The 23,049-nt window shown below is 71.0% G+C and carries 19 protein-coding genes; 6 read left to right on the forward strand and 13 right to left on the reverse strand.

Translation table 11 applies throughout. The annotated features are described in order from the left end of the window. Window positions 1-5 precede the first annotated feature (5 nt). The 5 genes from ACYVGQ_RS01845 to ACYVGQ_RS01865 form a co-directional block, all read right to left on the reverse strand. A complete protein-coding gene (locus ACYVGQ_RS01845; protein ID WP_460782798.1) occupies window positions 6-1,547 on the reverse strand; it encodes a nuclear transport factor 2 family protein in 1,542 nt (513 codons plus the stop codon). A 98-nt stretch (window positions 1,548-1,645) separates the two neighbouring features. Then, window positions 1,646-2,581, reverse strand: coding sequence for an aldose 1-epimerase family protein (locus ACYVGQ_RS01850; protein WP_460782799.1), 936 nt, complete (start codon window positions 2,579-2,581; stop codon window positions 1,646-1,648). A gap of 53 nt (window positions 2,582-2,634) precedes the next feature. Further along, complete coding sequence (gene araA, locus ACYVGQ_RS01855) at window positions 2,635-4,152, reverse strand: L-arabinose isomerase (protein WP_460782800.1); 1,518 nt, start codon at window positions 4,150-4,152, stop codon at window positions 2,635-2,637. 86 nt (window positions 4,153-4,238) lie between these two features. Beyond that, entirely contained in the window at window positions 4,239-5,828 is a 1,590-nt protein-coding gene (locus ACYVGQ_RS01860; protein WP_460782801.1) for a xylulokinase, read from the reverse strand. Further along, on the reverse strand, window positions 5,825-6,544 hold the full coding sequence (locus ACYVGQ_RS01865) for an L-ribulose-5-phosphate 4-epimerase (protein ID WP_460782802.1): 720 nt from the start codon (window positions 6,542-6,544) through the stop codon (window positions 5,825-5,827). The genes ACYVGQ_RS01860 and ACYVGQ_RS01865 overlap by 4 nt, the downstream gene beginning before the upstream one ends. Window positions 6,545-6,711: 167 nt before the next feature. On the opposite strand from ACYVGQ_RS01865, the gene ACYVGQ_RS01870 reads away from it, so the two are divergent. Then, complete coding sequence (locus ACYVGQ_RS01870) at window positions 6,712-6,978, forward strand: hypothetical protein (RefSeq protein WP_460782803.1); 267 nt, start codon at window positions 6,712-6,714, stop codon at window positions 6,976-6,978. Window positions 6,979-7,195: 217 nt separating this feature from the next. Here the strand turns inward: ACYVGQ_RS01870 and ACYVGQ_RS01875 are convergent, their stop codons facing one another. Then, window positions 7,196-8,203 (reverse strand): LacI family DNA-binding transcriptional regulator, encoded by a 1,008-nt coding sequence (locus tag ACYVGQ_RS01875; protein ID WP_460782804.1) that lies wholly within the window; start codon window positions 8,201-8,203, stop codon window positions 7,196-7,198. Window positions 8,204-8,251: 48 nt separating this feature from the next. Between ACYVGQ_RS01875 and ACYVGQ_RS01880 the strand changes: the two genes are divergently transcribed. From ACYVGQ_RS01880 to arfA, 3 genes are all read left to right on the forward strand, one after another. After that, on the forward strand, window positions 8,252-9,094 hold the full coding sequence (locus ACYVGQ_RS01880; RefSeq protein WP_460782805.1) for an NAD-dependent epimerase/dehydratase family protein: 843 nt from the start codon (window positions 8,252-8,254) through the stop codon (window positions 9,092-9,094). A 71-nt stretch (window positions 9,095-9,165) separates the two neighbouring features. Continuing rightward, window positions 9,166-10,200: a LacI family DNA-binding transcriptional regulator gene (locus tag ACYVGQ_RS01885; protein WP_460782806.1), complete on the forward strand. Its 1,035-nt coding sequence runs from the start codon at window positions 9,166-9,168 to the stop codon at window positions 10,198-10,200. Window positions 10,201-10,451: 251 nt separating this feature from the next. Further along, window positions 10,452-11,975, forward strand: coding sequence for an arabinosylfuranosidase ArfA (arfA, locus tag ACYVGQ_RS01890; protein ID WP_460782807.1), 1,524 nt, complete (start codon window positions 10,452-10,454; stop codon window positions 11,973-11,975). 70 nt (window positions 11,976-12,045) lie between these two features. Here arfA and ACYVGQ_RS01895 read toward each other — a convergent pair whose 3' ends face one another. Together ACYVGQ_RS01895 and ACYVGQ_RS01900 are read right to left on the reverse strand one after the other, a co-directional pair. Continuing rightward, on the reverse strand, window positions 12,046-13,179 hold the full coding sequence (locus ACYVGQ_RS01895; protein WP_460782808.1) for a bifunctional 2-methylcitrate synthase/citrate synthase: 1,134 nt from the start codon (window positions 13,177-13,179) through the stop codon (window positions 12,046-12,048). A gap of 158 nt (window positions 13,180-13,337) precedes the next feature. After that, on the reverse strand, window positions 13,338-16,358 hold the full coding sequence (locus ACYVGQ_RS01900; protein WP_460782809.1) for a cytochrome P450: 3,021 nt from the start codon (window positions 16,356-16,358) through the stop codon (window positions 13,338-13,340). 120 nt (window positions 16,359-16,478) lie between these two features. Between ACYVGQ_RS01900 and ACYVGQ_RS01905 the strand changes: the two genes are divergently transcribed. Next, on the forward strand, window positions 16,479-17,402 hold the full coding sequence (locus ACYVGQ_RS01905; RefSeq protein WP_460782810.1) for a LysR substrate-binding domain-containing protein: 924 nt from the start codon (window positions 16,479-16,481) through the stop codon (window positions 17,400-17,402). Then, window positions 17,399-17,797, forward strand: coding sequence for an HtaA domain-containing protein (locus tag ACYVGQ_RS01910; protein WP_460782811.1), 399 nt, complete (start codon window positions 17,399-17,401; stop codon window positions 17,795-17,797). Before ACYVGQ_RS01905 ends, ACYVGQ_RS01910 begins: the two co-directional genes overlap by 4 nt. A gap of 189 nt (window positions 17,798-17,986) precedes the next feature. Here the strand turns inward: ACYVGQ_RS01910 and ACYVGQ_RS01915 are convergent, their stop codons facing one another. The 5 genes from ACYVGQ_RS01915 to ACYVGQ_RS01935 all read right to left on the reverse strand — a co-directional run bounded on the left by ACYVGQ_RS01915 (window position 17,987) and on the right by ACYVGQ_RS01935 (window position 23,008). After that, complete coding sequence (locus tag ACYVGQ_RS01915; RefSeq protein WP_460782812.1) at window positions 17,987-19,717, reverse strand: dihydroxyacetone kinase family protein; 1,731 nt, start codon at window positions 19,715-19,717, stop codon at window positions 17,987-17,989. A 49-nt stretch (window positions 19,718-19,766) separates the two neighbouring features. Then, window positions 19,767-20,216 carry a nuclear transport factor 2 family protein gene (locus tag ACYVGQ_RS01920; protein WP_460782813.1) on the reverse strand — a complete coding sequence of 150 codons (450 nt, stop codon included), beginning with the start codon at window positions 20,214-20,216 and terminating at the stop codon, window positions 19,767-19,769. Between the two features lie 19 nt (window positions 20,217-20,235). Next, window positions 20,236-20,676, reverse strand: coding sequence for a nuclear transport factor 2 family protein (locus ACYVGQ_RS01925; RefSeq protein WP_460782814.1), 441 nt, complete (start codon window positions 20,674-20,676; stop codon window positions 20,236-20,238). Beyond that, window positions 20,673-21,602, reverse strand: coding sequence for an SMP-30/gluconolactonase/LRE family protein (locus tag ACYVGQ_RS01930; RefSeq protein ID WP_460782815.1), 930 nt, complete (start codon window positions 21,600-21,602; stop codon window positions 20,673-20,675). Before ACYVGQ_RS01930 ends, ACYVGQ_RS01925 begins: the two co-directional genes overlap by 4 nt. A 98-nt stretch (window positions 21,603-21,700) precedes the next feature. Continuing rightward, on the reverse strand, window positions 21,701-23,008 hold the full coding sequence (locus ACYVGQ_RS01935; RefSeq protein WP_460782816.1) for a substrate-binding domain-containing protein: 1,308 nt from the start codon (window positions 23,006-23,008) through the stop codon (window positions 21,701-21,703). Window positions 23,009-23,049 lie beyond the last annotated feature (41 nt).

The raw sequence follows: 23,049 nt of genomic DNA on the forward strand, positions 1-23,049 counted from the left end.
GCGGTTCACTCCCAGGTGAGGGTCGGGGTCTCGGTCCCGAAGTCCACGACCGGGGAGCCGAGGTATCCGCCCCACCAGACCTCGTAGGTGCCGCGCTTGCCACCGGACTCGCCTTCCAGAGTCATGTCGACGTCCACGGAGTCGTAGGTGGTGACCGTGGTCCCGCTGTAGTACTCGGGGGTCAGGTTCTCCAGGGCCGACTTGCCGTCGGCGGTGAGCGTGCGGGTCACCGTCCCCTCGATGGGCGTGGCGCCGGACAGGTCGATGTCAGAGATGTCCCACCCGCAGGGGGTGCTCAGGGTCTTCATGGCGACGCACTCGTTGATCGCGTCCTTCACGAGGGTCTGGAACGTCGTGATGCCGCTCTCGCTGAGAACCGGGGTGAGCTCCCAGAGCTCCTCGGTGTCCTCGTCGTCGGCGATCGTGAACACCGAGGCGCCGCCCTCGAAGGCGAACGCCTCGTTGTCGACCGCGAACTCGTAGGTGCCGGGGAACACGTAGGCACTCTCCGGAGCCTCGACGCCGTTGATCGTCAGTCCGAGGCCCTCGAACCCGCTGGGGAGATAGACGGACGTAACGCCGTCCGAGATCTGCCAGTCGTCGTCGTAGTTGTAGACGTCGAACTCCCGCTCGACCGTCGTCTCGCCGATCGAGAAGGTGACCGGCACAGTGGAGTCGTACCGGTCCTCGTCGTACTCGCCGATCTCGATGCCGGAGATCGGCGCGAGCTCGAGGGACGCCTTCAGCACCTCGTCGGTGAGCAGGTCCTCATCGCCGTAGGGATCGATGTACTCCATCGCGGCCTCGGCGTCGCCCTCGGAGATCGCGGTGAGGTAGTTCTCCACGACGTCCCCGGCGGTGAGCTGCGGACCGCGGAGCGCGATCGGGACGATGATCGCCGCCGCGATGATGAGCACGAGCGCCACGCCGCCGCCGACGAGGCCCCAGAGCAGCCCCTTGGACATCGGCTTCTTCGGCGCGGGCGCCGGAAGGGGGTAGGCGGCGGTGGCGTACTGCGGCGCGTTCGGGTCGTAGCCGCCGGCCGGGTAGGCCGCTGTGGCCGCCCCGGGATACGCCTGGGTCTGGTCGGGAGCCGGATAGGCCTGGGTCGGGTAGGCCTGGCCCTGGTCCGGGGCGGGATATGCCGGAGCTGCCGCACCGGGGTACGGCTGCGGCTCACCGGGCGCGGTCTGCCCGGGATCCTGCGCGGCGGCGTACGGCGGAGCCTGCTCGGCGCCGGGCACGGGGAAGGAGGCCGGAACGCCCGGAGCGGGGAACGCAGTCGCGGCATCGGGGGCGGGCGGAGTCGCCTCTGCCGCCGGCGGAATCACCTCGGGCGCGGGCGGGACGACGATCTCGGGAGCCGCGACCTCCGGCTGGGACGGGGCCGGTGCGACCGGATCCGCCGCCGACCCGACGACGGGCTCGGCCGGAACGTCCGCAGCGGCAGGCGCTGCCGGTTCGGCTGGCGCCGAGGAGGTGAACGCGTCGAAGCCGTGCTGGCCTCCCGACGCGGGGGACTGGTTCTCCGGTGTCTCGTTCGTCACGCTCTCATCGTAGAGGGGACCGACGCCCGCGCGGAGGACGGATACCCGGATCCGCACGGGGAGTTCTCCCCATCGGCGACGTCCCGGGCCGTCGCCGACTACAGTGCGCGGATCCGCCACGCCGCGGCGTGCTCGGCGCCGGGCTCCAGGACGATCAGGTCGGTGCCGGAGTTGAAGGCGTCGGGCGGGCAGGTCATCGGCTCGACCGCCAGCCCGATCCGATCCGATCCTTCCTGCCCGGGGGTGTCGGCGGTGTGCACCTGCACCCAGGGGCAGCGCTCGTCCCACGTCATCGCGACGCCGGTTCCGGCATCCGTCGTGAGCCGGACCTCCGCGATCCCGTCCGCGCGGGAGAGCCCGGTGAAGGCGTGATCGATGAAGACACCGCCGATCCTGCGCGCGGTGCGGAAGTCCCATTCGCCGTGGTTCTCGATCGGCTCCACGGCGACCGGGCTGAGCCGGTCCTCTGTGACGGTGAGGACCTCGGATGCCGGGAGCCGGAGCGTCCAGTCGTCCACTCGTCCCGCGCCGGCGACGAGATAGGGATGCGGACCGGTGCCCCAGGGCGCGGCATCCGCTCCGAGGTTGCGAGCGGTGACGGTCTGCCGGAGACCCTCGGCATCGAGCCGGTACTCGGTCTCCACCTCCACGCGGAACGGATAGCCGGACTGCGGCTCGACGACGGCCGCGAGCACGATCCTGTCGGATGCGACGACGCGGTCCGCGAACTCCAGCCAGGACACCAGGCCGTGCAGCGCGTGTCCGCGTGCGGGCTCGCTCAGCGCGAGCTGATGCTCCAGCCCGCCGAAGGAGTACCGTCCGTCGACGACGCGGTTCGGCCAGGGCGCGAGCGTGGCGCCACGGTAGCCGGGGCGCACCTCGTCGGCGTCGAAGGGGACGACGAGGTCGCGCCCGGCGTGCTGCAGCACGCGCAGCGACGCTCCGACGCTCGCGATGACGGCGCGGTAGCCGTGCGACTCGATCGTCAGCTGGCGTCCGGATTCCCTGCCGTTTGAATCGCGCAAATGGTTCATGTTTCCCCTCGTATGCGACCATTCACGCGATTCGAACGCGGGGCGATCGACGCTCACAGTCCCTGCGCCAAACGATAGTAGGCCTGGTTCCAGCGGACCTGCCTCTGGAACTCCGGGAGGGTCGTCGCCCCGTCGATGACCAGCAGCTCGACGCCGGCCATCTCCGCGAAGTCGCGGAACGCCTCGACGCCCAGGGCGGTCGACATGACCGTGTGATGCGCGGCGCCGGCGGTCAGCCAGGCGGCGGCGCTCGTGGTGAAGTCGGGGGCGGGCTTCCAGACGGCCCGTCCGACCGGGAGCTTGGGGAGCGCCGCGCGCGGCGCGACGTTCTCGACGACGTTCGCGGTCAGGCGGAACCGGTCGCGCATGTCGCTCAGGGCCACGACGACGGCGGGGCCGGGATCGGCGGTGAAGACCAGGCGCACGGGGTCGTCCTTGCCGCCGATGCCGAGCGGGTGGATCTCCAGCGTCGGCTTCGCCGTCGTCAGCGAGGGCGAGACCTCCAGCATGTGCGCACCGAGGATGAGCTCCGCCCCGGGGGTCATGTCGTAGGTGTAGTCCTCCATGAGGCTCGCCCCGCCGGGGAGACCGGCGCCCATCACGTGGGCGATGCGCACGAGGACGGCGGTCTTCCAGTCGCCCTCCGCGCCGAAGCCGTAGCCCTCGGCCATGAGGCGCTGCACGGCGAGGCCGGGGAGCTGCTTCAGAGCGCCGAGATCCTCGAAGCTGGTCGTGAAGGCGCCGAAGCCGGCCTCCTCGAGGAACGATCGGAGCCCGAGCTCGATCGCCGCGCCGTCGCGCAGCGAACCGTGCCGTTCCCCTCCTCTGCGCAGCTCGGGCGCGACGTCGTAGAGCTCCTCGTACTCGGCCACCAACGCGTCCACCTCCGACGACGATGCCGCGGCGACCGCGGCGGCCAGCTCGTTGACGCCCCAGGTGTTGACCTGCACGCCGAAGCGCAGCTCTGCCTCGGTCTTGTCCCCCTCGGTCACGGCGACGAAGCGCATGTTGTCGCCGAAGCGCGCGAGCTTGAGGTCGCGGGATGCGGCCAGCCCCGCGGCCGCACGCTGCCAGACGCCGAGCTCGCGTTGCACGCGCGGGTCCGAGGCGTGCCCGACGATCGTCTTGCGCGGCACGCCGAGCCTGGTCTGGATGTACCCGAACTCGCGGTCGCCGTGCGCGGCCTGGTTGAGGTTCATGAAGTCGAAGTCGATGTCCGCCCACGGCAGCGCGACGTTCGCCTGCGTGTGCAGGTGGGCGAGCGGCTTCTGCAGCGCGTCGAGCCCGGCGATCCACATCTTCGCCGGGCTGAAGGTGTGCATCCAGGCGATGAGGCCGATGACCCGGTCGTCGGCGTTCGCCTCGAGCGCGGTGCGCTTGATGCTGGCCGCGTCCGTGAGCACCGGCTTCCAGACGATCCGCACCGGGACGTCGCCGGCCTCGTCGAGCAGTCGCGCGATCTCCTGGGACTGCGCGGCGACCTGTGCGAGGGTCTCCGGCCCGTACAGGTGCTGGCTGCCGGTGAGGAACCAGACCTCGTAAGCGTCGAGGGAGGTGGTGAGTTTCGGCATGGAGTGATCCTTTCGTGCCCCCTGAGACTGCGACACCACGCCGAGACCACGACGGCTCGCCGCGGTCTCGGCGTGGTGTCGCAGTCTCAGGGGGCTGAGGGGAGGGCGGTGACCGCGGCGGCCTCGATGGCGAGGCCTGCGCGGTAGCGGGCGAGGTAGGAGGCGAAGCCGGCGACGTCCGCCGGATCGGGGTCGGCGGTGGAGAGGGATGCCGCGGCGAAGACCTGCTCTGTGAGGTAGTCGCCGAGCGGCTCTGCCCGCCCGAGGTAGGACGCGAGCACGGCGATGCCCCAGGCGCCGCCCTCGCTCGCGAGCTCTCCGACGGCGACCGGCGCGTTCAGGGCTCCCGCGAGGAAGCGCTGCGCGACGCCGGCGGTGCGGAACATCCCGCCGTGCGCGAACATGCGGTCGAGCTCCACGCCCTCGGCGGCGAGCACCTGCATCCCGAGCGCGAGCGTGCCGAACACGCCATAGAGCTGCGCGCGCATGAAGTTCGCGAGCGTGAAAGAGCTGTCGGGAGTGCGGACGAACAGCGGCCGCCCCTCGTCGAGTCCCGCGACCGGCTCTCCGGCGAGGTGGTTGTATGCGAGCAGGCCGCCGGCATCCGCCTCACCGGCGAGGGCTTCACGGAACAGCACCTCGAAGACCTCATCGTCGCCCAGCGGCCGCCCCGCAGCCGCTGAGAAGCGCGCGAAGAGCCCGGCCCAGGCGGCGAGCTCCGACGCGCCGTTGTTGGAGTGCACCATGGCGACGGCGTCCCCCGCAGGGGTCGTGATCAGATCGAGCTCATGGTGCACCCCGGTGAGCGGGCGCTCCAGCACGACCATCGCGAAGATGCTCGTCCCCGCGCTCACGTTGCCGGTGCGCGGTGCCACGGAGTTCGTGGCGACCATGCCCGTTCCGGCGTCTCCTTCGGGAGGGCAGAACGGGATGCCTGCGGAGATCGCACCGGTCGGGTCCAGCAGCGCCGCCCCCTCGGCGGTCAGGGCGCCCGCCGCGGCGCCGGCCGGCAGCACCGCGGGGAGCAGCTGCACGAGCGGCGCCGGCAGCCGGTCCCCTACGAGGGCGTCATAGGCCGCGAGCATCCGCTCGTCGTATCCGCCGGTGGCGGAGTCGATCGGGAAGATGCCGGAGGCGTCGCCGACCCCGACCACTCGCTCACCGGTGAGCCGCCCGTGCACGTAGCCGGCGAGACTCGTGACGACGTCGATCCGGGGGACGTGCTCCTCGGCCTCGACGACCGCCTGGTGCAGGTGCGCGATCGACCAGCGCAACGGGATGTTCACGCCGAAGAGCCTGGTGAGCTCGGCGGCTGCCGCGCCCGTGTTCGTGTTGCGCCACGTACGGAACGGAACGAGCAGCTCGCCCTCCGCGTCGAAGGCGAGGTAGCCGTGCATCATCGCCGAGACGCCGATCGCGCCGAAGGTCGTCGGCCGCGCGCCGTGCCGCTTCTCGGCATCCTCGACGAGCGCGGCGAACGCCGCCTGAAGGCCTTCCCAGACCGCGTCGAGACCGTAGGTCCAGAGGCCTCCCTCGAGCCGGTTCTCCCAGGAGGACGATCCGGTGGCGAGCACATCGGCGGGATCCGGGCCGATCAGGCACGCCTTGATGCGCGTCGATCCGAGCTCGATGCCGAGGCTCGTGGCGCCGACGAGGATGTCCTCACGGGCGCTCACCGGCGGGCGTCCGAACTCTGGCCGTACACGTTCTGGTACCGGTGGTAGAGGCTGTCGATCGCCTCCTGCGGGATCGGGATGACCGGTCCCGCCTGCCGGGCGATGTGCACGGTCCTGGCGACGTCCTCGACCATGACGGCGGCCTTCACGGCGTCCGCGGCGTCGACGCCGATCGTGAACGGACCGTGGTTCTGCATCAGCACGGCGCGGCTGCGGTGCCCGCGCAGGGTCTCGACGATGCCGCGGCCGATCGAGTCGTCTCCGATGATCGCGAAGGGGCCGACCGGGATCGGGCCGCCGAACTCGTCCGCCATCGCCGTGATGACGCAGGGGATCTCCTCGCCGCGCGCCGCCCACGCCACCGCGTAGTCGGAGTGGGTGTGCACGACGCCGCCGACCTCGGGCATGTGACGGTACACGTATGCGTGCGCCGCGGTGTCGCTGGAGGGCGAGCGCTCGCTGCCCGCGGTGCCAGGCACGGCGTTGCCGTCCAGATCGCAGAGGATCATGTCGGCGGCGGTCAGATCGTCATAGCTCACGCCGGACGGCTTGATGACGAAGAGGTCGGCGCCCGGAACGCGGCCGGAGACGTTGCCCCCGGTCCAGACGACCAGGTTGTAGCGGACCAGCTCGCCGTGCAGGCGCGCGACGTCCTCGCGCACGGCCTGGACGGCGACCTCCAGATCAGGGGGGAAGACAGGGGCTTCTTTGCTCACGGATACCTACTCGACGAAGACTGTGACCGGTCACATCAGTGTAGAAGGGTCGCGCGACATCGTCAACAACGCCTCCCGCCCGCTCATGCCGGCCGCGAGTGCTGAAAATGCCGATGATCAGCCGTTTCCCCCCTGCCTCTGTCGGTGGCCCTCGGCAGAATGGGAGCATGGACAGCCCAGCCGACCTCCTCGAGCGGGTCACTTCCGACCTTCGGGAGCTGCTGCGCGACGACACCCTCGCCGGACTGTCCGATGCCGACCGGATGGCCGTGCTCCGGGCGGCCGGCGAGGCATCCCGGCTCACGGATGCCGTGGTCGTCGAGACCGTCGCCGGCGCAGACCTCGGCTTCGTGCACGATGCGGGATGCCGGATGCGGGATGCCGGATGCCGGATGCCGGATGCCGGATGCCGGATGCCGGATGCCGGAGCATGAACGAGCTGCTGCAGCGGATGCTGCTCACCGACGCGCGCACCGCCGTGGCGCTCGACCGCGGTTCAGAGGGTGCTGTTCGACGAAGGTCGGATCGTGGGGATCACGATCGTCTGCCGCCCGGGCGTAGTCCGACCGTGCGGGCGTCCGGGCATCCGGGCGTCCGGGCACCGTGCGGGCGTGCGGCGGACGATCGGCGCGCAGCGCAGCGCCCGGAAGACTACGCCCGTGGCGGCGCGACGGATGCGCGCGGCACCAGCACGGGTGCGACGGGCGCAAGAACCGAGGCCTCGGCATCGCCCACCACCGCGCGCACGGCGCGGCGGGCCAGTTCGTCGAAGTCCTGCCGCACGGTCGTCAGACGCGGCCAGTAGTACGCGGCATCCGGGACGTCGTCGAAGCCGACGACGCTGATCTCGCCCGGCACCGCCACCCCTGCCTCGTGGAGGCCGCCGAGCAGTCCGAGCGCCATCTGATCGTTGGCGGCGAACACCGCAGTCACGCCTGCCGCACGGACCTCCTCGACGGCGGCGTAGCCGGAGCCGGCCGACCAGTCCCCCGCGATCACCGGGCCGGGCGTCAGCCCCCTGGCGGCGAGCTCGGCGGCGAAGCCGTCGGCACGGGACTCGGCTTCGAGCCAATCCGCGGGGCCGGCCAGATGCGCGATGCGGACATGCCCGGCATCCGCCAGCGCTGCGACGGCGAGCCGCGCCCCGGCGACCTGGTCGACCGAGAAACCGCGCCGGCCGCGACCGGCGGAGTGCAGCGTCGCGACGGGGATGCCGGCCTTCACGGCATCCAGCGCCTCGAGCGTGCGCGCATGCGGGGCCACCACCACGATGCCCTCGACCCCCTGGGCGACGAGATGGTCCACGGCGGAGACGACGGCGGCGGCGTCCCCGGCATCGGCGAACGCCGCGCTCACCCAGTAGCCGGCATCGCGTGCCGATGCCTCGATCGCGGCGATCGACCGCGACGGCCCGTACTGCAGCGCATCGGAGGCCAGCACGCCGATCGTGCGCGAACGGCGTGTCCCGAGAGCGCGGGCGGCGTTGTTCATCCGGTAGCCGAGCTCGTCCATCGCCCGCAGGACGCGCTCGCGCGTCTCCGGCGCGACATCGGGATGATCGTTCAGCACCCGTGACACCGTCTGGCGGGAGACGGCCGCGAGCGAGGCGACATCGCGCACGCCGATGGCGCGTCGCGGTGCGGGACTCGTCTGACTCACGCGGTCGAGTGTACGACCACCGTGCGGGATCCGTGCCAGTCTGGAATCATGCGCATCGCTCTGACAGGTTCTTCGGGAAAGCTCGGCCGGGTCGTCGCACGGGAACTCCGGGCGAACGGGTACGAGGTCGTCGGTCTGGACATCTCGGGCCAGCGCGGGCCCGGCTTCGTCCAGGTCGATCTCACCGACTACGGGCAGGTCGTGGACGCCCTCGGCGGCGTGGACCGCAGCGCCCCCTTCGATGCGGTCGTGCACCTGGGGGCCATCCCCGCACCCGGCATCCGCACCGACGTGGCGACCTTCCACAACAACATGCCCGCCACGTTCAACGTGTTCTGGGCCGCCGTGCGCCTCGGCATCCAGCGCATCGTCTACGCGTCGAGCGAGACGGTGCTCGGGCTTCCCTTCGATGTGCCGCCGCCCTACATCCCGGTCGACGAGGACTATCCCGCCCGCCCGGAATCCGTGTACTCCATCGTCAAGACGCTCGAGGAGCAGCTCGCCGGCGAACTCGTCCGCTGGCACCCCGAGGTGTCCATCACCGCGCTGCGCTTCTCGAACGTGATGGTGCCGGAGGACTACGCGGCCTTCCCGTCCTTCGACGCGGATGCCCTGCGCCGCAAGTGGAATCTCTGGGGATACATCGACGCCCGCGACGGAGCGCAGGCCGTCCAGCGCGCGCTCGAAGTTGCCGAGCCGGGATTCGATCGCTTCATCATCGCCGCGGCCGACACCGTGATGTCCCGGCCCAACGCCGAGCTGATCGCCGAGGTGTTCCCCGACGTGACGGTCACGCGCGAGGTCGGACCGAACGAGACGCTGCTGTCGATCGACAAGGCGCGGCGCGTCCTCGGATACGATCCGCAGCATTCCTGGCGCGACGAGGTCTGAGTCGTGGGGAGCGTGGTGCCGCGCTCGTAGCGCGAGAGGGGGCGGGAGGACGCCACGGCTATCCTGATCGGATGACTGCGACCCTGAGGCCGACGATGAAGGACGTCGCCGCCCTCGCCGGCGTCTCGCCGAAGACGGTCTCGAACGTCGTCACCGGCACGGCTGCGGTGCGGGAGGAGACCAGGGCGCGGGTCGAAGCGGCGATGGCCGAGCTCGACTTCGTCCCCAACCTCAGCGCACGCGGGCTGCGGCAGGGGCGCAGCGGGATCATCGCGCTCGCGCTCCCCGACCTCGGCACCGCCTACTCCGCCGAGCTGGTGCAGCGCATCGTGGAGTCCGCCCACGCGCGCGGGCTGGCCGTGCAGATCGAGGAGACCGCCGCGGAGCCTGCCCGCGAGCATGCCCTGCTGTCGCGCGCCAGGGCGAACCTCGTCGACGGGCTCATCCTCAACCCCATCCGGCTGGAGGACAGCGTCGTCCGAGATGCAGGCCGGCTCCCGCCGATCGTCGTGCTCGGCGAGGTCGAGCAGGATCGCGCCGATCAGGTGCGCATCGACAGCCGCAGGGCGGGTGCGGATGCCGCGCGGCACGTCATCGCGCGCGGGGCGCGGCGGATCGCCGTCCTCGGCGGGGACGACGATCCCACCGCCACCGCCACGAGCCGCCTGCGCCTGGCGGGTGTGCACGACGCGCTGGGCGAGGCGGAGATGCCGCGCGACCCGGCGAGGGAGGTCAATCGTCGGCCATGGTCGATGGCGGCCGGCGCCGACGGCATCCGCGAGCTGCTCGACCGCCGCGTCCCCTTCGACGCCGTCGTCGCCTTCACCGACTCGCTCGCGGCCGGTGCGCTGCACGCGCTGCACGCGTACGGCATCGTCGTCCCCGATCAGGTGATCGTGACCGGTTTCGACGACGTGGAGTTCTCGCAGTTCACCTCGCCTTCCCTGACGACGGTGGGCTTCGACCGCCACGCCCTCGCCGAGGCCGTGCTCGATCTGCTGCAGTCCCGGATGGACGACCGCTCCATCGCGCCGCGCGCGCTCACCGTCGCGCACCGGATCCTGGAACGCGGGAGCACGTCCAGGGCGCCGGCCCATCGTCCCTGACCGTGCCGTGCGGTCGTGCGGGTCCGTGCGGGTCCGTGCGGCCCGTGCGGGTCCGTGCGGCCCGTGCGGCCCGTGCGGGACGGATGGCGGGGGAAAGGACGGATGTCGGTCGGATCCGCGGCATCCCGCCCGACATCCGTCCTTTCGCCCTGCCGCTGTACCGCCTGACCGGCGACCGAGGATGAGCGAGACTTGCCACAACCGATTACAACGATGTAAAACTGTGGGGAACCGATCATATGAGGAGCGCCATGTCCCAGGCCCGCATCACTGTCGACCGCGACTTCACGATCGCCGACGTCCCCCGGCGGCTCTTCGGATCGTTCGTCGAGCACATGGGACGCTGCGTCTACACCGGCATCTACGAGCCGGGGCATCCGCAGGCCGACGAACGCGGATTCCGGCAGGACGTCCTGGCGCTCGTGCGGGAGATGGGACCGACCGTGATCCGCTACCCCGGCGGCAACTTCGTGTCCGGATACCGCTGGGAGGACGGCGTCGGCCCCGTGGCCGATCGCCCCGTCCGCATCGACGGCGCCTGGCACACGATCGAGACGAACGCCTTCGGCCTGCACGAGTTCGTGGATTGGGCGCGCGAGGCCGACGTCGAGATCATGCAGGCGATCAACCTCGGCACGCGGGGGGTGGAGGAGGCCCGCGCGCTGGTCGAGTACGCCAACCATCCCAGCGGCACGTACTGGTCGGATCTTCGCCGCCGCAACGGCGCCGCGGAGCCCTTCGACATCAAGCTCTGGTGCCTGGGCAACGAGCTCGACGGACCCTGGCAGATCGGCGGCAAGACGGCGCACGAGTACGGCCGTCTCGCGCAGGAGGCGGCCAAGGCGATGAAGCTCGTCGACGACTCGATCGAGCTCGTGGCGGTCGGCTCGTCGAACCGCCAGATGCCCACGTTCGGCACCTGGGAGCACACGGTGCTCACGCACGCCTATGACGAGGTCGACTACATCTCGATGCACGCCTACTACCGGGAGCACGACGGCGACACGGCGTCGTTCCTCGCGGATGCCGTCGACATGGACGCCTTCATCGAGGGGGTCATCGCCACGATCGACGCGGTCAAGGCATCGGGCAAGCACACCAAGCAGGTCGACATCTCCTTCGACGAGTGGAACGTCTGGGACCAGCAGAGGTACAACGACGAGGAGGCGCCCGCGATCGCGGCGGCCGGCTGGCGCGAGCATCCCCGGCTCATCGAGGACACCTACTCGGTGACGGATGCCGTCGTCGTCGGCACCCTGCTGAACAGCCTGCTTCGCCATGGGGATCGCGTGCGGATCGCCAACCAGGCCCAGCTCGTGAACGTGATCGCGCCGATCCGTTCGGAAGAGGGCGGCCCCGCCTGGCGGCAGACGAGCTTCTGGCCCTTCGAGCGGGTCGCGCGCTTGGCGAGGGGACGCATCCTCCGCCTCGCCGTGTCGGCCCCGCAGATCAGTACGAAGCGCTACGGCGACGTGGATGCCGTGGACGCCGCCGCGACCTGGGACGAGGAGACCGGACGCGTCGTCCTCTTCGTCGCGAACCGCTCGCTCGAGGAGGACAGCGACCTCACCGTCGACCTCCGCGGCTTCGACGCCGGCCTGCGCGTGGTGAGCGCCGAGACGCTGACGATCCCGGAGGGAGGCGACCGGCGGACCGCGAACCTCGAGGCGACCCCGGATGCCGTGCACATGGTGCCGCTGACGGCGGAGGTCGTCGACGGCCAGGTTCGTGCGACCCTGCCGGCCGTCTCGTGGTCGGTGATCGAGCTCGCCTGAGTGCTTCGAATCGCGCGAATGGCTGCATCCGTGGTCGATCTGCAGCCATTCGCGCGACTCGAACCCGACCCTAGACGGCGACGTGCCGCTCGGGGACGCCGTTGTACGACGACAGCGGACGGATCAGGGCGTTCGAGGACTGCTGCTCCATCACGTGCGCGGTCCAGCCCGTCACCCGCGCCGCGACGAAGAGCGGCGTGAAGGTCAGCGTGTCGAAGCCGATCAGGTTGTACGCCGGACCCGAGGGGTAGTCCAGGTTCGGGTGGATGCCCTTGCGCGCGACGAACTCGCTCTCCAGCGCCGCATACAGCTCTGCGACATCGGCGCGCCCGTAGTGCTCGACGAGCGTGTCGAGCGCGCTCTTCATCGTGGGCACGCGAGAGTCGCCGTTCTTGTAGACGCGGTGCCCGAAGCCCATGATCTTGCGCTTCTCCGCGAGGGCCCGATCCAGCCAGGGCTTCACGTTCGCGGCATCCCCGATCTCGTCGAAGATGTGCAGCACCGCCTCGTTCGCCCCGCCGTGCAGCGGCCCCTTGAGCGCGCCGATCGCGCCGACGACGGCCGAGTACAGGTCGCTGAGCGTCGAGGTGATGACGCGCGCGGTGAAGGTCGAGGCATTGAACGAATGCTCCGCGTACAGGATCATCGAACGGTTGAACGCGTCGACGACCACCGGATCGGGGAGCTCCCCGAAGGTCATCCACAGGAAGTTCGCCGCATAGTCCAGGTCATCGCGCGGCGCGACGGGCTCCTGCCCTCGGCGGCGACGCTGCCCGTAGGCGACGATCGCCGGGAGCGCGGCGAAGAGACGGATGCTCCGGGCGAGGTTGTCCTCCGCGCTTCCGCCCGCGTCGAGCACCGATCCACCGGCTCCCGGATCCGAAGCTCCGATGACGCTGACCGCCGTGCGCACCTCGTCCATCGGATGCGCCGCGAGGGGGATCAGGTCGATCGCCGCCTTGACGCGGTCTTCGAGCGCGCGGTGCGCACGCTCGGTCTCACGGAGCGCGGCCAGCTGCGCGGCGTCGGGCAGCTCGCCGTTCCAGAGCAGGTGCGCCACGGCCTCGAAGGGCTGCGTCGCCGCCAGCTCCTGCACGGGATAGCCGCGGTACAGCAGGCTGTTCGTCTCGGGATTGACTTTGGAGATCGCCGTCGTGTCGACGACCACGCCCACGAGGCCCTTCTTGATGTCTGGGTCGGACATGCCTGCTCCTTCGCATTCGCCGGCCCGCGCATGTGCCGCGCGGGCCTTCACGCAGGATGCTCGCACACCCCGGGCCCCGGCGCCAATCCCGTCCGCGCCTGCTCGACATACAACTCGGCATCCCACTCGGCGGGACGGTCCGCGCAGGCCGGTCCGCCTCACCCCGCCGCGAACTCGCGCGCGCCCACCTCCGCCAGAACGCCGTCCGCCCATTCCCGAGCCGCGTCGACCGCGTCGATCGGGCCGCCGGCATCGTGCCTGCCGTACTCGCCGACGCGGGTCGCGCCCGCGGCGACCAAGGCCTCGTCGAGCACCTCGCTCCCCCGCGAGTACGTCTTGGCGTAGCTCCGGTCGCCGAGTCCGAAGATCGCGAACCCGAGGCCGGACAGATCGACGCCCTCCCGCCTGAGCCGTTCCGGCAGGGGACGGATCGACGTCGGAAGCTCCCCGTCGCCGTAGGTCGAGCAGACGACGAGGTGCAGCCGGGAGCGATCGAGCGCAGCCGGATCCAGCTCCCGGAGATCGACCACGCGGACGTCCGCCTGCGTCGCGAGGTGCACGGCGAGATCCTCCGCCACCAGCTCGGCGTTGCCGGACTCGGTTCCGTAGAGGATCGTCAGCGGGAGGCCGCCGTGCTCGCCTCCGGCGACCGCCCTCTCCGGCGGCGGCAGGGCGATGCTGCGATCACGGGCGGCGGCGAGCAGCTCGGACATCGTGCGCAGCTTCGCCCGCACCCGGCCGGGGGCCGCGGCGATCGTCTCCCGCCTGTCGATGCGGCGCCAGCCGTCGAAGTCGGTCTCGTCGCCGAGCCCCGCGAGCCCCGACGCGCCCGGGGCTCCGCTGCGAACGGCTCCGGTGGCGAGATCGTCGACGATCGCATGGGCCAGCGCTCTGGCGTCCGCACGCTGATCGGGGATCGCGCCACGCGGTCCCCGACGCAGCCACCCCGCCGCATAGAGCCCCGGCTCGACGCGGCCGTCGGGATGCGCACCGGGCCGGACGGGCAGGGAGTCCTCGCCCTGGACGAACCCCACCGCGGTCACCACGGCGTCGACCTCGAGCGTCAGGAGGGCCGCGGCGTCGTCCTGCGGATGCGCGGCGAGCCGGCGGAACACCGCGGTGCGGACGCGGTCCTCTCCGTCGAGACGCGAAGGCGACCATCCGAACCACCAGTGCACCTCCACGCGGGCGCCGGGACGGTCGGACACGGCGAGCAGGCGCACGGCATCCGCCCGCGCGTCCTTGCCCGGCGCGATGGAAGAGAGATCCGCGCCGTGCACGAAGTGGGAGACCCCGTCGAGGCCTGCGAGCTCGCGCACCATGACGGGATCGAACTTCGCCCCGGTCGGCTGCGAGCGGCCGACGACGTGGACGACCCGCACCTCGCCCGCGAGATCGGAGCGCACGACGTCATCGATGTCGCTGCCGTGGAAGTCGTCCTGTGCGCGGGCGATCAGCCGCACGACGTCGAGGGCGACGTTGCCGTGGCCGATCACGGCCACCCGGCTTCCCAGCGCGGGGACGGCATCCTGCTCCGGATGCGCGTTGAGATGCCGGATGACCGCACCGGCTCCGACGACGCCCGGCAGATCCGCCCCCGGCACGACGAGACGTGCGTCGACGGCAAGCCCGGTCGCGAGCACGACGACATCGAAACGCTCGCGGAGCGCGACGAGGGGGATGTCCCCTCCGATCTCGACCCCGCCGTGGAAGCGCACGCCGTCCTGCAGGAAGAGCTTGTCGAACTGACGCGCCACGGACTTCGTCCCCTGGTGGTCGGCGGCGACCCCGTACCGGACGAGCCCGTAGGGGACCGGCATCCGATCGAAGACGTCGATCTCCGCCAACGGGAGCGTTCGGCGCAGCGCCTGCGCGGTGAAGCAGCCGGCCGGACCGGAGCCGACGATCGCGACCCGCGGCACGATCCCGCCCCGCACCTGGACCGGGGACGCCGTGGCGGCCTCCGGATCGGCCGCATCCTGCGCCGCCGCGGCGCCGTCCCATCGGACCGGCAGCCCGAGCATGCCCCGGAACACCCATCCGCCGATCGTGGCAGGCCGCCCGGGATCGAGGTCGAGGCTCTTCAGCCGGTCGAACAGCATCGGCAGCCCGACGGTGGCGACCTCCGCGCGCGCGACCCAGCTGCCGAGGCAGACGTGCACGCCCTTGCTGAAGGCGAGATGCGGCTTGGCCTCCCGGCGGATGTCGAAGGAGTCGGGATCCTCCCAGACGGCTTCGTCCCGGTTGGCCGACAGGACGCAGATGCCCAGTCGCGCACCGGCGGGGAGCGCGACTCCGGCGAGATCCGTGTCCCTCGTCACCTGCCGGGAGTACAGGCCGATCGGGGCGATCCAGCGGAGGCTCTCGTCGAAGACGGTCTGCCACAGCGCCGGGTCCGCCTCCACAGCGCGCCTCTGCTCGGGGTGGGTCAGCAGCGCCCATGCCGCGACGCCGAGCGCGTCTCGCGGCTCGTTCAGCCCGCCGCCGATCGTCATCTTGATGTTGGCGCGGATCTTCTCCAACGGCATCTCGTAGTCGGGGATGCGCAGGAGCATGGAGAGGAGCGACTCATCCGGATGCGCCGCATGCCACCGCAGCATCTCGTCCAGGGCGTCGTCGACCTCGTCGAAGGACCTCTTGCCCTTCGCCCAGACCTCCGGGTCGTCGGCATAGTTCCCGGTGGCGTCGATCAGCGTCTGGGACCAGCGCTGCAGGTCCTCCTGCCGCACGTTGTGCATGCCAAGGATCTGGCGGAGGTTCTCGGCCGCGTAGGGAGCGGCGAAATCCCAGATCACATCGGCTTCGGAGCCCTTCTCGATCATCTCGTCGAGGTAGCGCGCGGCGTTGCGCTCGAACATCCCGGTCCAGGTGCGCTTGACCACGCCCGGCCGCAGCACGGGCTGCCACGCCTTCCGCTCCAGGTAGTGCTCCGGATCGTCCCTGCGGAGCATGGAATGCCCCATCGCGCGGATCTGCAGAGAGCCCTGCTCGTCGGCGGAGAAGGTCTCCTGGTCGAACTCCGTGGCGTGCACGGCGTCATAGCTGGTGATCAGGTAGCGGCCCACACTCGGCACCCAGTGGACGCCGCCCTCGGCCCTGAGACGGTCGTAGATCGGGAACGGATCACGGTAGAGATCGGAGATGGCGACCCAGTCCGCCGTCGGCGCCGGTCTGCTCATGCGGGCACATCCTTCGGTCTTCGGCCCCTCAGCCGTTGAGAGGGCTGGTCCCAGTGTGCGCGTTCCCATACAATGACAAAAGCGGTTTTATCAGTTGATCTAATTCGGAAGAATCTGAGTATGCTCGCTCCCATCCCCGAGTTCACGCTGCGGCAGCTCGCCTATCTCGTCGCCGTGGCGGATGCCGGGACGATCGCCGCGGCCGCCGACCTCCTGCACATCTCGGCATCCGCGCTGTCCGACGCGCTCACCGAGCTGGACCGCGCCTTCGGAGAGCCCCTCACCGTCCGCCGCCGCGCCAGGGGCGCGACGCTCACCTCCGCCGGCGCGACCGTCGTGCAGCACGCCCGCCCGCTGCTGGCCGACGGGCGCGCCCTCGCCGGCATCCTGGACGGCGAGCCCGGCGAGCTCGTCGGACCGATCACGATCGGGTGCTATCCGACGCTCGCGCCGACGATCCTGCCTCCGCTGCTCCACGAGTTCGGCGAGGCCCATCCGCGGATCGACCTCCACTTCATGGAGTCGACGCACGACCAGCTCGGCGACCGCATCGACTCCGGCGAGGTCGACGTGGCCTTCGTCTACGACACGCTCGTGCCCGGCCAGCCCCGTCGCGAACGCCTCCACGCCCTCGCCGCACACGTCCTCGTCGCCGCCGACGATCCGCTCGCCGGACGGGATGCCGTGACCCTGGAGGAGGTCGTGGACCGGGATCTCATCCTCCTCGATGCGCCTCCGTCGAGCGCGCACACCCTGTCGCTCTTCGCGGCGCGCGGGCTCACGCCCCGCATCCGTCACCGCACCAGCAGCTACGAGGCGGTGCGCACCCTGGTCGGCCGCGGGCTCGGCTACGGCATCCTCGTGCAGCGACCGGCGAATCCGGCGACCTATGAGGGCTACCCCGTCGTCATGAAGGAGATCGCACCGGCCGTGGAGCCCGTCGGGATCGACGTGATCTGGTCCTCGACCATCGAGCCGCCTCAGCGCGTGCAGGCGCTCATCGCCTTCGCGCATTCCATCGCCTGGGCGGGGGCGCGTTCGTGAGCACGCTCGTCTGGGGCGTCAAGGAATCCCTCCTCTCCTACGTGCGCCGGATGCCGGACGGCGCGATCACGGCGGACGACGGCGCGCGGATCGACGGGAACGCGGTGTCCTTCCCCGGCGACGGCCTGCGGTTCTCCGGGTCGGTCACGCTCACCGGGCACGGCGGGATGATGCACGTCGTCCTCTCCGCGCCACAGCTCGTCCGCGAGGAGGAGACCTGGTCGCTGTCGATCGAGGATCCGGACGCGCCGGAAGGCCGGCTCCGGTTCGCGACCGTCGGCTCCTTCGACGGCGCCCGCGGGAGCGACGTGCGTCTGACCGAGGACGGCGCCGACCTGTTCTTCGGCCCGTACACCCGCGGCACCCCGCTCGACGATCTCCGCGTGGTCGAGTAGAGGCTCCCGGTGTCCGCTCGAACGGGAGGACTTCGTCCGAACGGGAGGATCGCGCGATCCGGAGGAGAACGCACGCTCCGTAGGACGCTTCAGCGGGATGTCTCTCCGAAACGGGCGTTCTCCTCCCGAACGGCTCCATGCCCGATGCCCGGCACGGCTCCAGGCCCGGAGGGCGTCCCGAAGCCGGGCTCAGGCGCGCACAGCCGGCGCGGGCATCCGGGCGAGCACGCCGACGACGAGGGCGAACGACGTCGCACCCGGGTCGGGCGTGCCGACCGAGCGCTCCCCGTGGGTCCGCGAGCGGCCGCGGCGCGAGGAGAGCTGCGCCGTCGCGACGGCGGCACGGCTCGACGAGACGGCGGCGGATCGCCAGGCCGTCTGCAGGGTGACGCCCGCATGGACGTGCTCGCTCAGCGCGGAGGCGAACGGCACGATGGCATCCACCATCGTCTTGTCGCCGACCTCCGCCGCACCGCGCGCCATGACGGCCTCGGCGAACGCCTCGACCGCCGCGCAGACGATCTCGCCCTCCACCGCGCGCTCGTCGCCGATCACCGCGCCCGCCGCCTTGAGCCCTGCGCCCCAGAGGGCGCCGGACGTACCGCCGGCCGTCGCGGACCAGAGCTCTCCCGCGACGCGGAGGACCGTGCCCGCACCGGCGCCGAGGGCGTGCGCCTCCCGCGCAGCGACCCGCGCGGCTCGCGCTCCGACGACCATCCCGGCGCCATGGTCTCCGTCGCCGGCCACGGCGTCGAGTCGGCCGAGCTCGTCCTGCTCCGCCTCCAGACCGGCGATGACGGCATCCAGCGCCCGGACGAGCCGGCCGGCGGCCGCCTGCGACTCCTCCGATCCGGGCAGCACCGCCCGCTGCGGGGTCTCCTCCGGCCGTGCGGGAGCGCCGGTCCCGGCCTCGGCCGGTGCAGGATGGATCCGCGGCCGCGTGAGCGCCGCCGACTCGACGGGATCGCACCACAGCGCCTCGAGCTCGTCGTCGAGAGGGCAGATGCTCACGGAGAGCCCCGCCATGTCCAGGCTCGTCATGTACTCGCCGACGAGCGGCGCGACGACGGGCATCCCCTCCGCCGCGAGGCGCTCGGTGACGCGCGCGTGCACGAGGTGGAGCTCGTCGTACTTCGTCGCGCCCAGACCGTTGACCACGAGGGCGACGCGCTGTCCCGCCCGCGCCGGCCGCTCCTCGAGCAGCCCGTCCACGAGCACGTCCGCCATCTCCCGCGCGGTGCCGAAGGCGATCTCCGAGATCCCCGGCTCGCCGTGGATGCCCATGCCGACGGCCGCGCGGCCCTCCGGCACCTCGAAGAGCGGATGCTCCGCGCCGGGCAGCGTGCAGCCCGAGAACGCGACCCCGAAGGAGCGCGTCGCCTCGTTGGCCGCGACCGCGATGCGCTCGACCTCGTCGAGCGGCCATCCCCGGGCGGCGGCGGCGCCGGCGACCTTCATGACGATGAGGCTCCCGGCGATCCCTCGCCTGTCCTGCGACGACGCCGGAGTCCCCGAGGCGATGTCGTCGGTGACCGCGACGAGCCGGGCGTCCTTGCCCTCGCCGCGCAGCACCTGCATCGCCGCGCCGAAGTGCAGGATGTCGCCGGAGTAGTTGATCGGGACGAAGAGGATCCCCCCGCCCTGATCCGCCGCGCGGGCGACGCCGAGGATCTGATGCTCGGACGGGGAGGAGAAGACGTTGCCGCACACCGCGGCGTCGCCGAGACCCTGGCCGACCCAGCCCGCGAAGGCGGGGTGATGCCCTGAACCTCCTCCCATCACGACGGTGACCCTGCCGGGCGCGGAGCCGCGCCGGACGGCGCCGCCGGGGACGTGCGCGACCAGGTGCGCGTTCGCCTCGCAGAACGCGGCGAGCGACTCCGCGGCGAAGTCCTCTGGGGTGTTGACGAGTGTCGTCATGGGGTTCCTTCCCTGACCGGCCGCGCCCCGGAGCGCGGCCGCGACGGATTCAGATGGCGGGGATGTCCGTCGGGGCTTCCCGGCGCTGGAAGCGCCAGACGCCGCGCTCACGGACGTACCGATCGACGTAGTGCCCGATCTTCTCCAGTCGCGGAGAGCCGTCGGCGGCGACGGTGAAGTAGAGCCAGGTCAGGCTCCCGTCCGCCGTGTCGCCGTCGAGATCGATCAGATGGTTCGCGATCGCGTGGAAGTCGGTGCCGACGACCTCGGTGAGCAGGCCGCCGCTCATGGAGTCGACGAGCGCCCTGATCCCCGGCCGGCCGGTGGCCTGGAGCTCGGGCGTGCACCACAGCGTGCCGTCCTCGGCGAACAGCTCCGCATAGGCGGCCGTGTCCTTGCCGTCCAGCGCCTCCTTGTAGGCGATCGCCAGCCTCTTGATCTCCTCGAGGTCCTCGAGGCGTGCGAGACGCTCGTCCAGCGGACCCTCCTCTGCGCTCATGGCCGCGCTCCTCCTCTCCTCAGGCGGGGACGTCGACATGGGCGATCCTGCTGGCGAACTTCCAGACGCCGTCCTCGCGGACGTAGGAGTCCTCGTAATGACCGAGGAGGACGATCTCGGGCACGTCGCCGTCTCCCCGCCCGAGCAGCGACCACAGGCAGGATCCCGTCGCGGTGTCCCCATCGACGACGATCGACGGCTCCGTGACGAAGTGCCTCGTCGTGGGCCCCGGCGCGGGCGGATTGGGCGCGAGCCTCTCCTCGAGCATCGACTGGATGCCGGCGGGCGTCCGAGCCGTGCCGGTGCGACCCGACCACTGGCCGTCCGCGGCGAACAGGCTCGCGTAGGCCGCCAGGTCGCGGCGGTCGAGGTGCTCGCGGTACCGGTAGACGAGCGCCCGGATCTCCTGGATGTCCTCCAGCACCTGGACCCGGAGGGCGAGATCGTCCGTGCCGCTCATGCGTTCCCCCGATCCGTGCGATGGTACGGCAGCGGGCAGGACCGCACCTTGGTCTCGATGCGGACGAGCTTGGTCGTCATGGTGATGAAGAGCGTGCGCAGCTCCGGCCCGCCCCACACGATGTTGCCCGACACCTCCGGAGTGGGGACGATCCCGAGCAGCTCGCCCTCCGGGGCGAAGACCCAGATGCCGTCCCGCGCCGTGCACCAGACGTTGCCGAGCTCGTCGGTCTTCATGCCGTCGGGGTTGCCCGTCCCGGGGATCTCGGTGCTGCCCATGTCCTCCCGGATCAGACGTCCGTTCACGAGCGAGCCGTCCTCCGCGACGTCGAAGGCCTTCAGGTTCGTACGGTCGTTGATGTACATGACCTTCTCGTCCGGCGAGAAGCACAGGCCGTTCGGCTGCTCGAACTCGCCCTTCTCGACGACGAGCTGCACGGGCCCGCCGCCCGGCGGCACCCGGAACACGCCCTGGAAGTCCAGCTCGCAGTCCCGGCCGACGCCGACCGCGACCGGCCAGCGACCGTAGTTGGGGTCGGTGAAGTAGATGCTGCCGTCCGAATGGGTGACGACGTCGTTCGGGCTGTTGAGGTACTTGCCCTCGTAGTGGAACGCCGGGATCTCACGAGCGCCGTCCGGGCGGATCCGCACGAGCGAGCTGGTGACCTGCTCGCAGACGAGGAGGCTCCCGTCGGGCTCGAACACCGCGCCGTTGCCCTTGAAGTCCGGGGACTCGACGAGCTGCGCGCCGTCCTGCTCCGTCCAGCGCCATCGCGCGTCGCCGGGGATGTCGTGGAAGATCAGCTCCTGCGTGGCCGCGTTCCACGCGGGCCCCTCGGTGAAGAGGAATCCGGAGGCCAGCTCCTCGAGCTCGGCCGCGGGATCGATCAGGTGGTGCAGGCTCTCTGGCAGCGGCAATGCGGTCATTCTTCTCTGTGTCCTTCGCTGGGATGTCTGGATGGGGTGCGGCGGGGCCGCGGGGGCTCCGGTGTGGGATGTCATCCCAGACCGGAGCCCCCGTCGCGCTACTCGACGAGGTCGGCCCCCGGCCCGCCGGGCGTGGTGAAGAACTGGTCGAGGTACGACTGCGGCGCGAAGTCGTTCGGCGAGCCGAGCGGGTCGCCGAGGTCGTTGAGCGTCGCGCCCTCCGGTACGAGCGATTTGACGTTGTCCTTCGTGACCACGGGAACCTGGATCGGGATGTCCGTCACCTTCGGCCCGTTGCCGGCGAGCGTGTTCAGGAGGATGCGCATCGCGGACCACGCCTGCTGGTTGCCGTTGTAGGCGCTGCCGCCGGTGACGTACCCCTCGTCGACATGCTCGGCGAAGTACCCCAGGTCGCCGGCCTGGCCGCCGACCATGCTCACCGTCGGGACGTCGCGCCCGACCTGCTCGAACGCCTGGATGACGCCCTGCGCCATGATGCCGTTCTGCAGCACGCCGTCGATCTGACCGGGGTGGGAGACGAGGAACTGCTGCATCGCCGTCTTCGTGGTCGCGTTGTTCCAGTTGCCGTTGATCTCGCCGACGACGTTCAGGTCGGGGCAGGCTTCGACCATCGTCATGATCTGGTCATAGCCGTAGGTCTCCGCCGCCGCGCCCTGCATGCCGCGGACGATGACGATGTTGCCCTTGCCGCCGAGCGCCTTGATCGTCTCGGCCGTGCCGCCGGCGATGTTGAGCGGGTTCGCGGAGATCGCGTACTCGGACGGGCTGGTGTTGCCCATGATGACGGTCGGCACGCCCGCCTCGCCCGCCTCGGTCTGCGCCGGAGCCAGCGGGTCGGCCGCGATCGGGAGCATGATGACGCCGTCGACGCCGTCCCGCACGAGCGACTGGAAGCCCGCGATCTGATCCGCGGGGGTCTGCGTCGACGCGTCAGGAAGGATGTTCGTCTCCAGCTCGCCCGTCACGAGTCCGAGCTCCTTCGCCTTGGCGAAGGCGTCCTCCATGCCCTGGAAGAGGTTCGTGACCCAGGCGGAATTCGGTGCGAAGGAGCTGAAGCCGATGCGCCAGGGCCCCGGCTTCGCCTCCATGTCGGCATACGCGCTCGGCCGCACGGGGCCGGGGTACCCGCTGAACAGCTCCTTGGTCTCGTCGGAGAGTCCCTCGTCCGCGCCGTCGACGAAGTCCGCGGGGATGTAGGGCAGCTCGCCGCAGACCGCGCTCGCCTCCCCGTCCGAGGATCCGCCGGTGTTCGTCCCGCCGTTGCCGACGGTGGCCCCGCCCGACCCGCAGGCGGCGAGGAGGGCGGCGACGCCCACCATCGCTGCGACGGCGGCAGGACGCTTCGCGCGCAGGAGTCTGCGCGAGCTGACATTCAGATTCGACAACGTTGTCTCACTTTCTCGTGTGGTGCTGTGGGTGCGCGACG

The sequence above is a fragment of the Microbacterium tumbae genome (assembly GCF_054780175.1).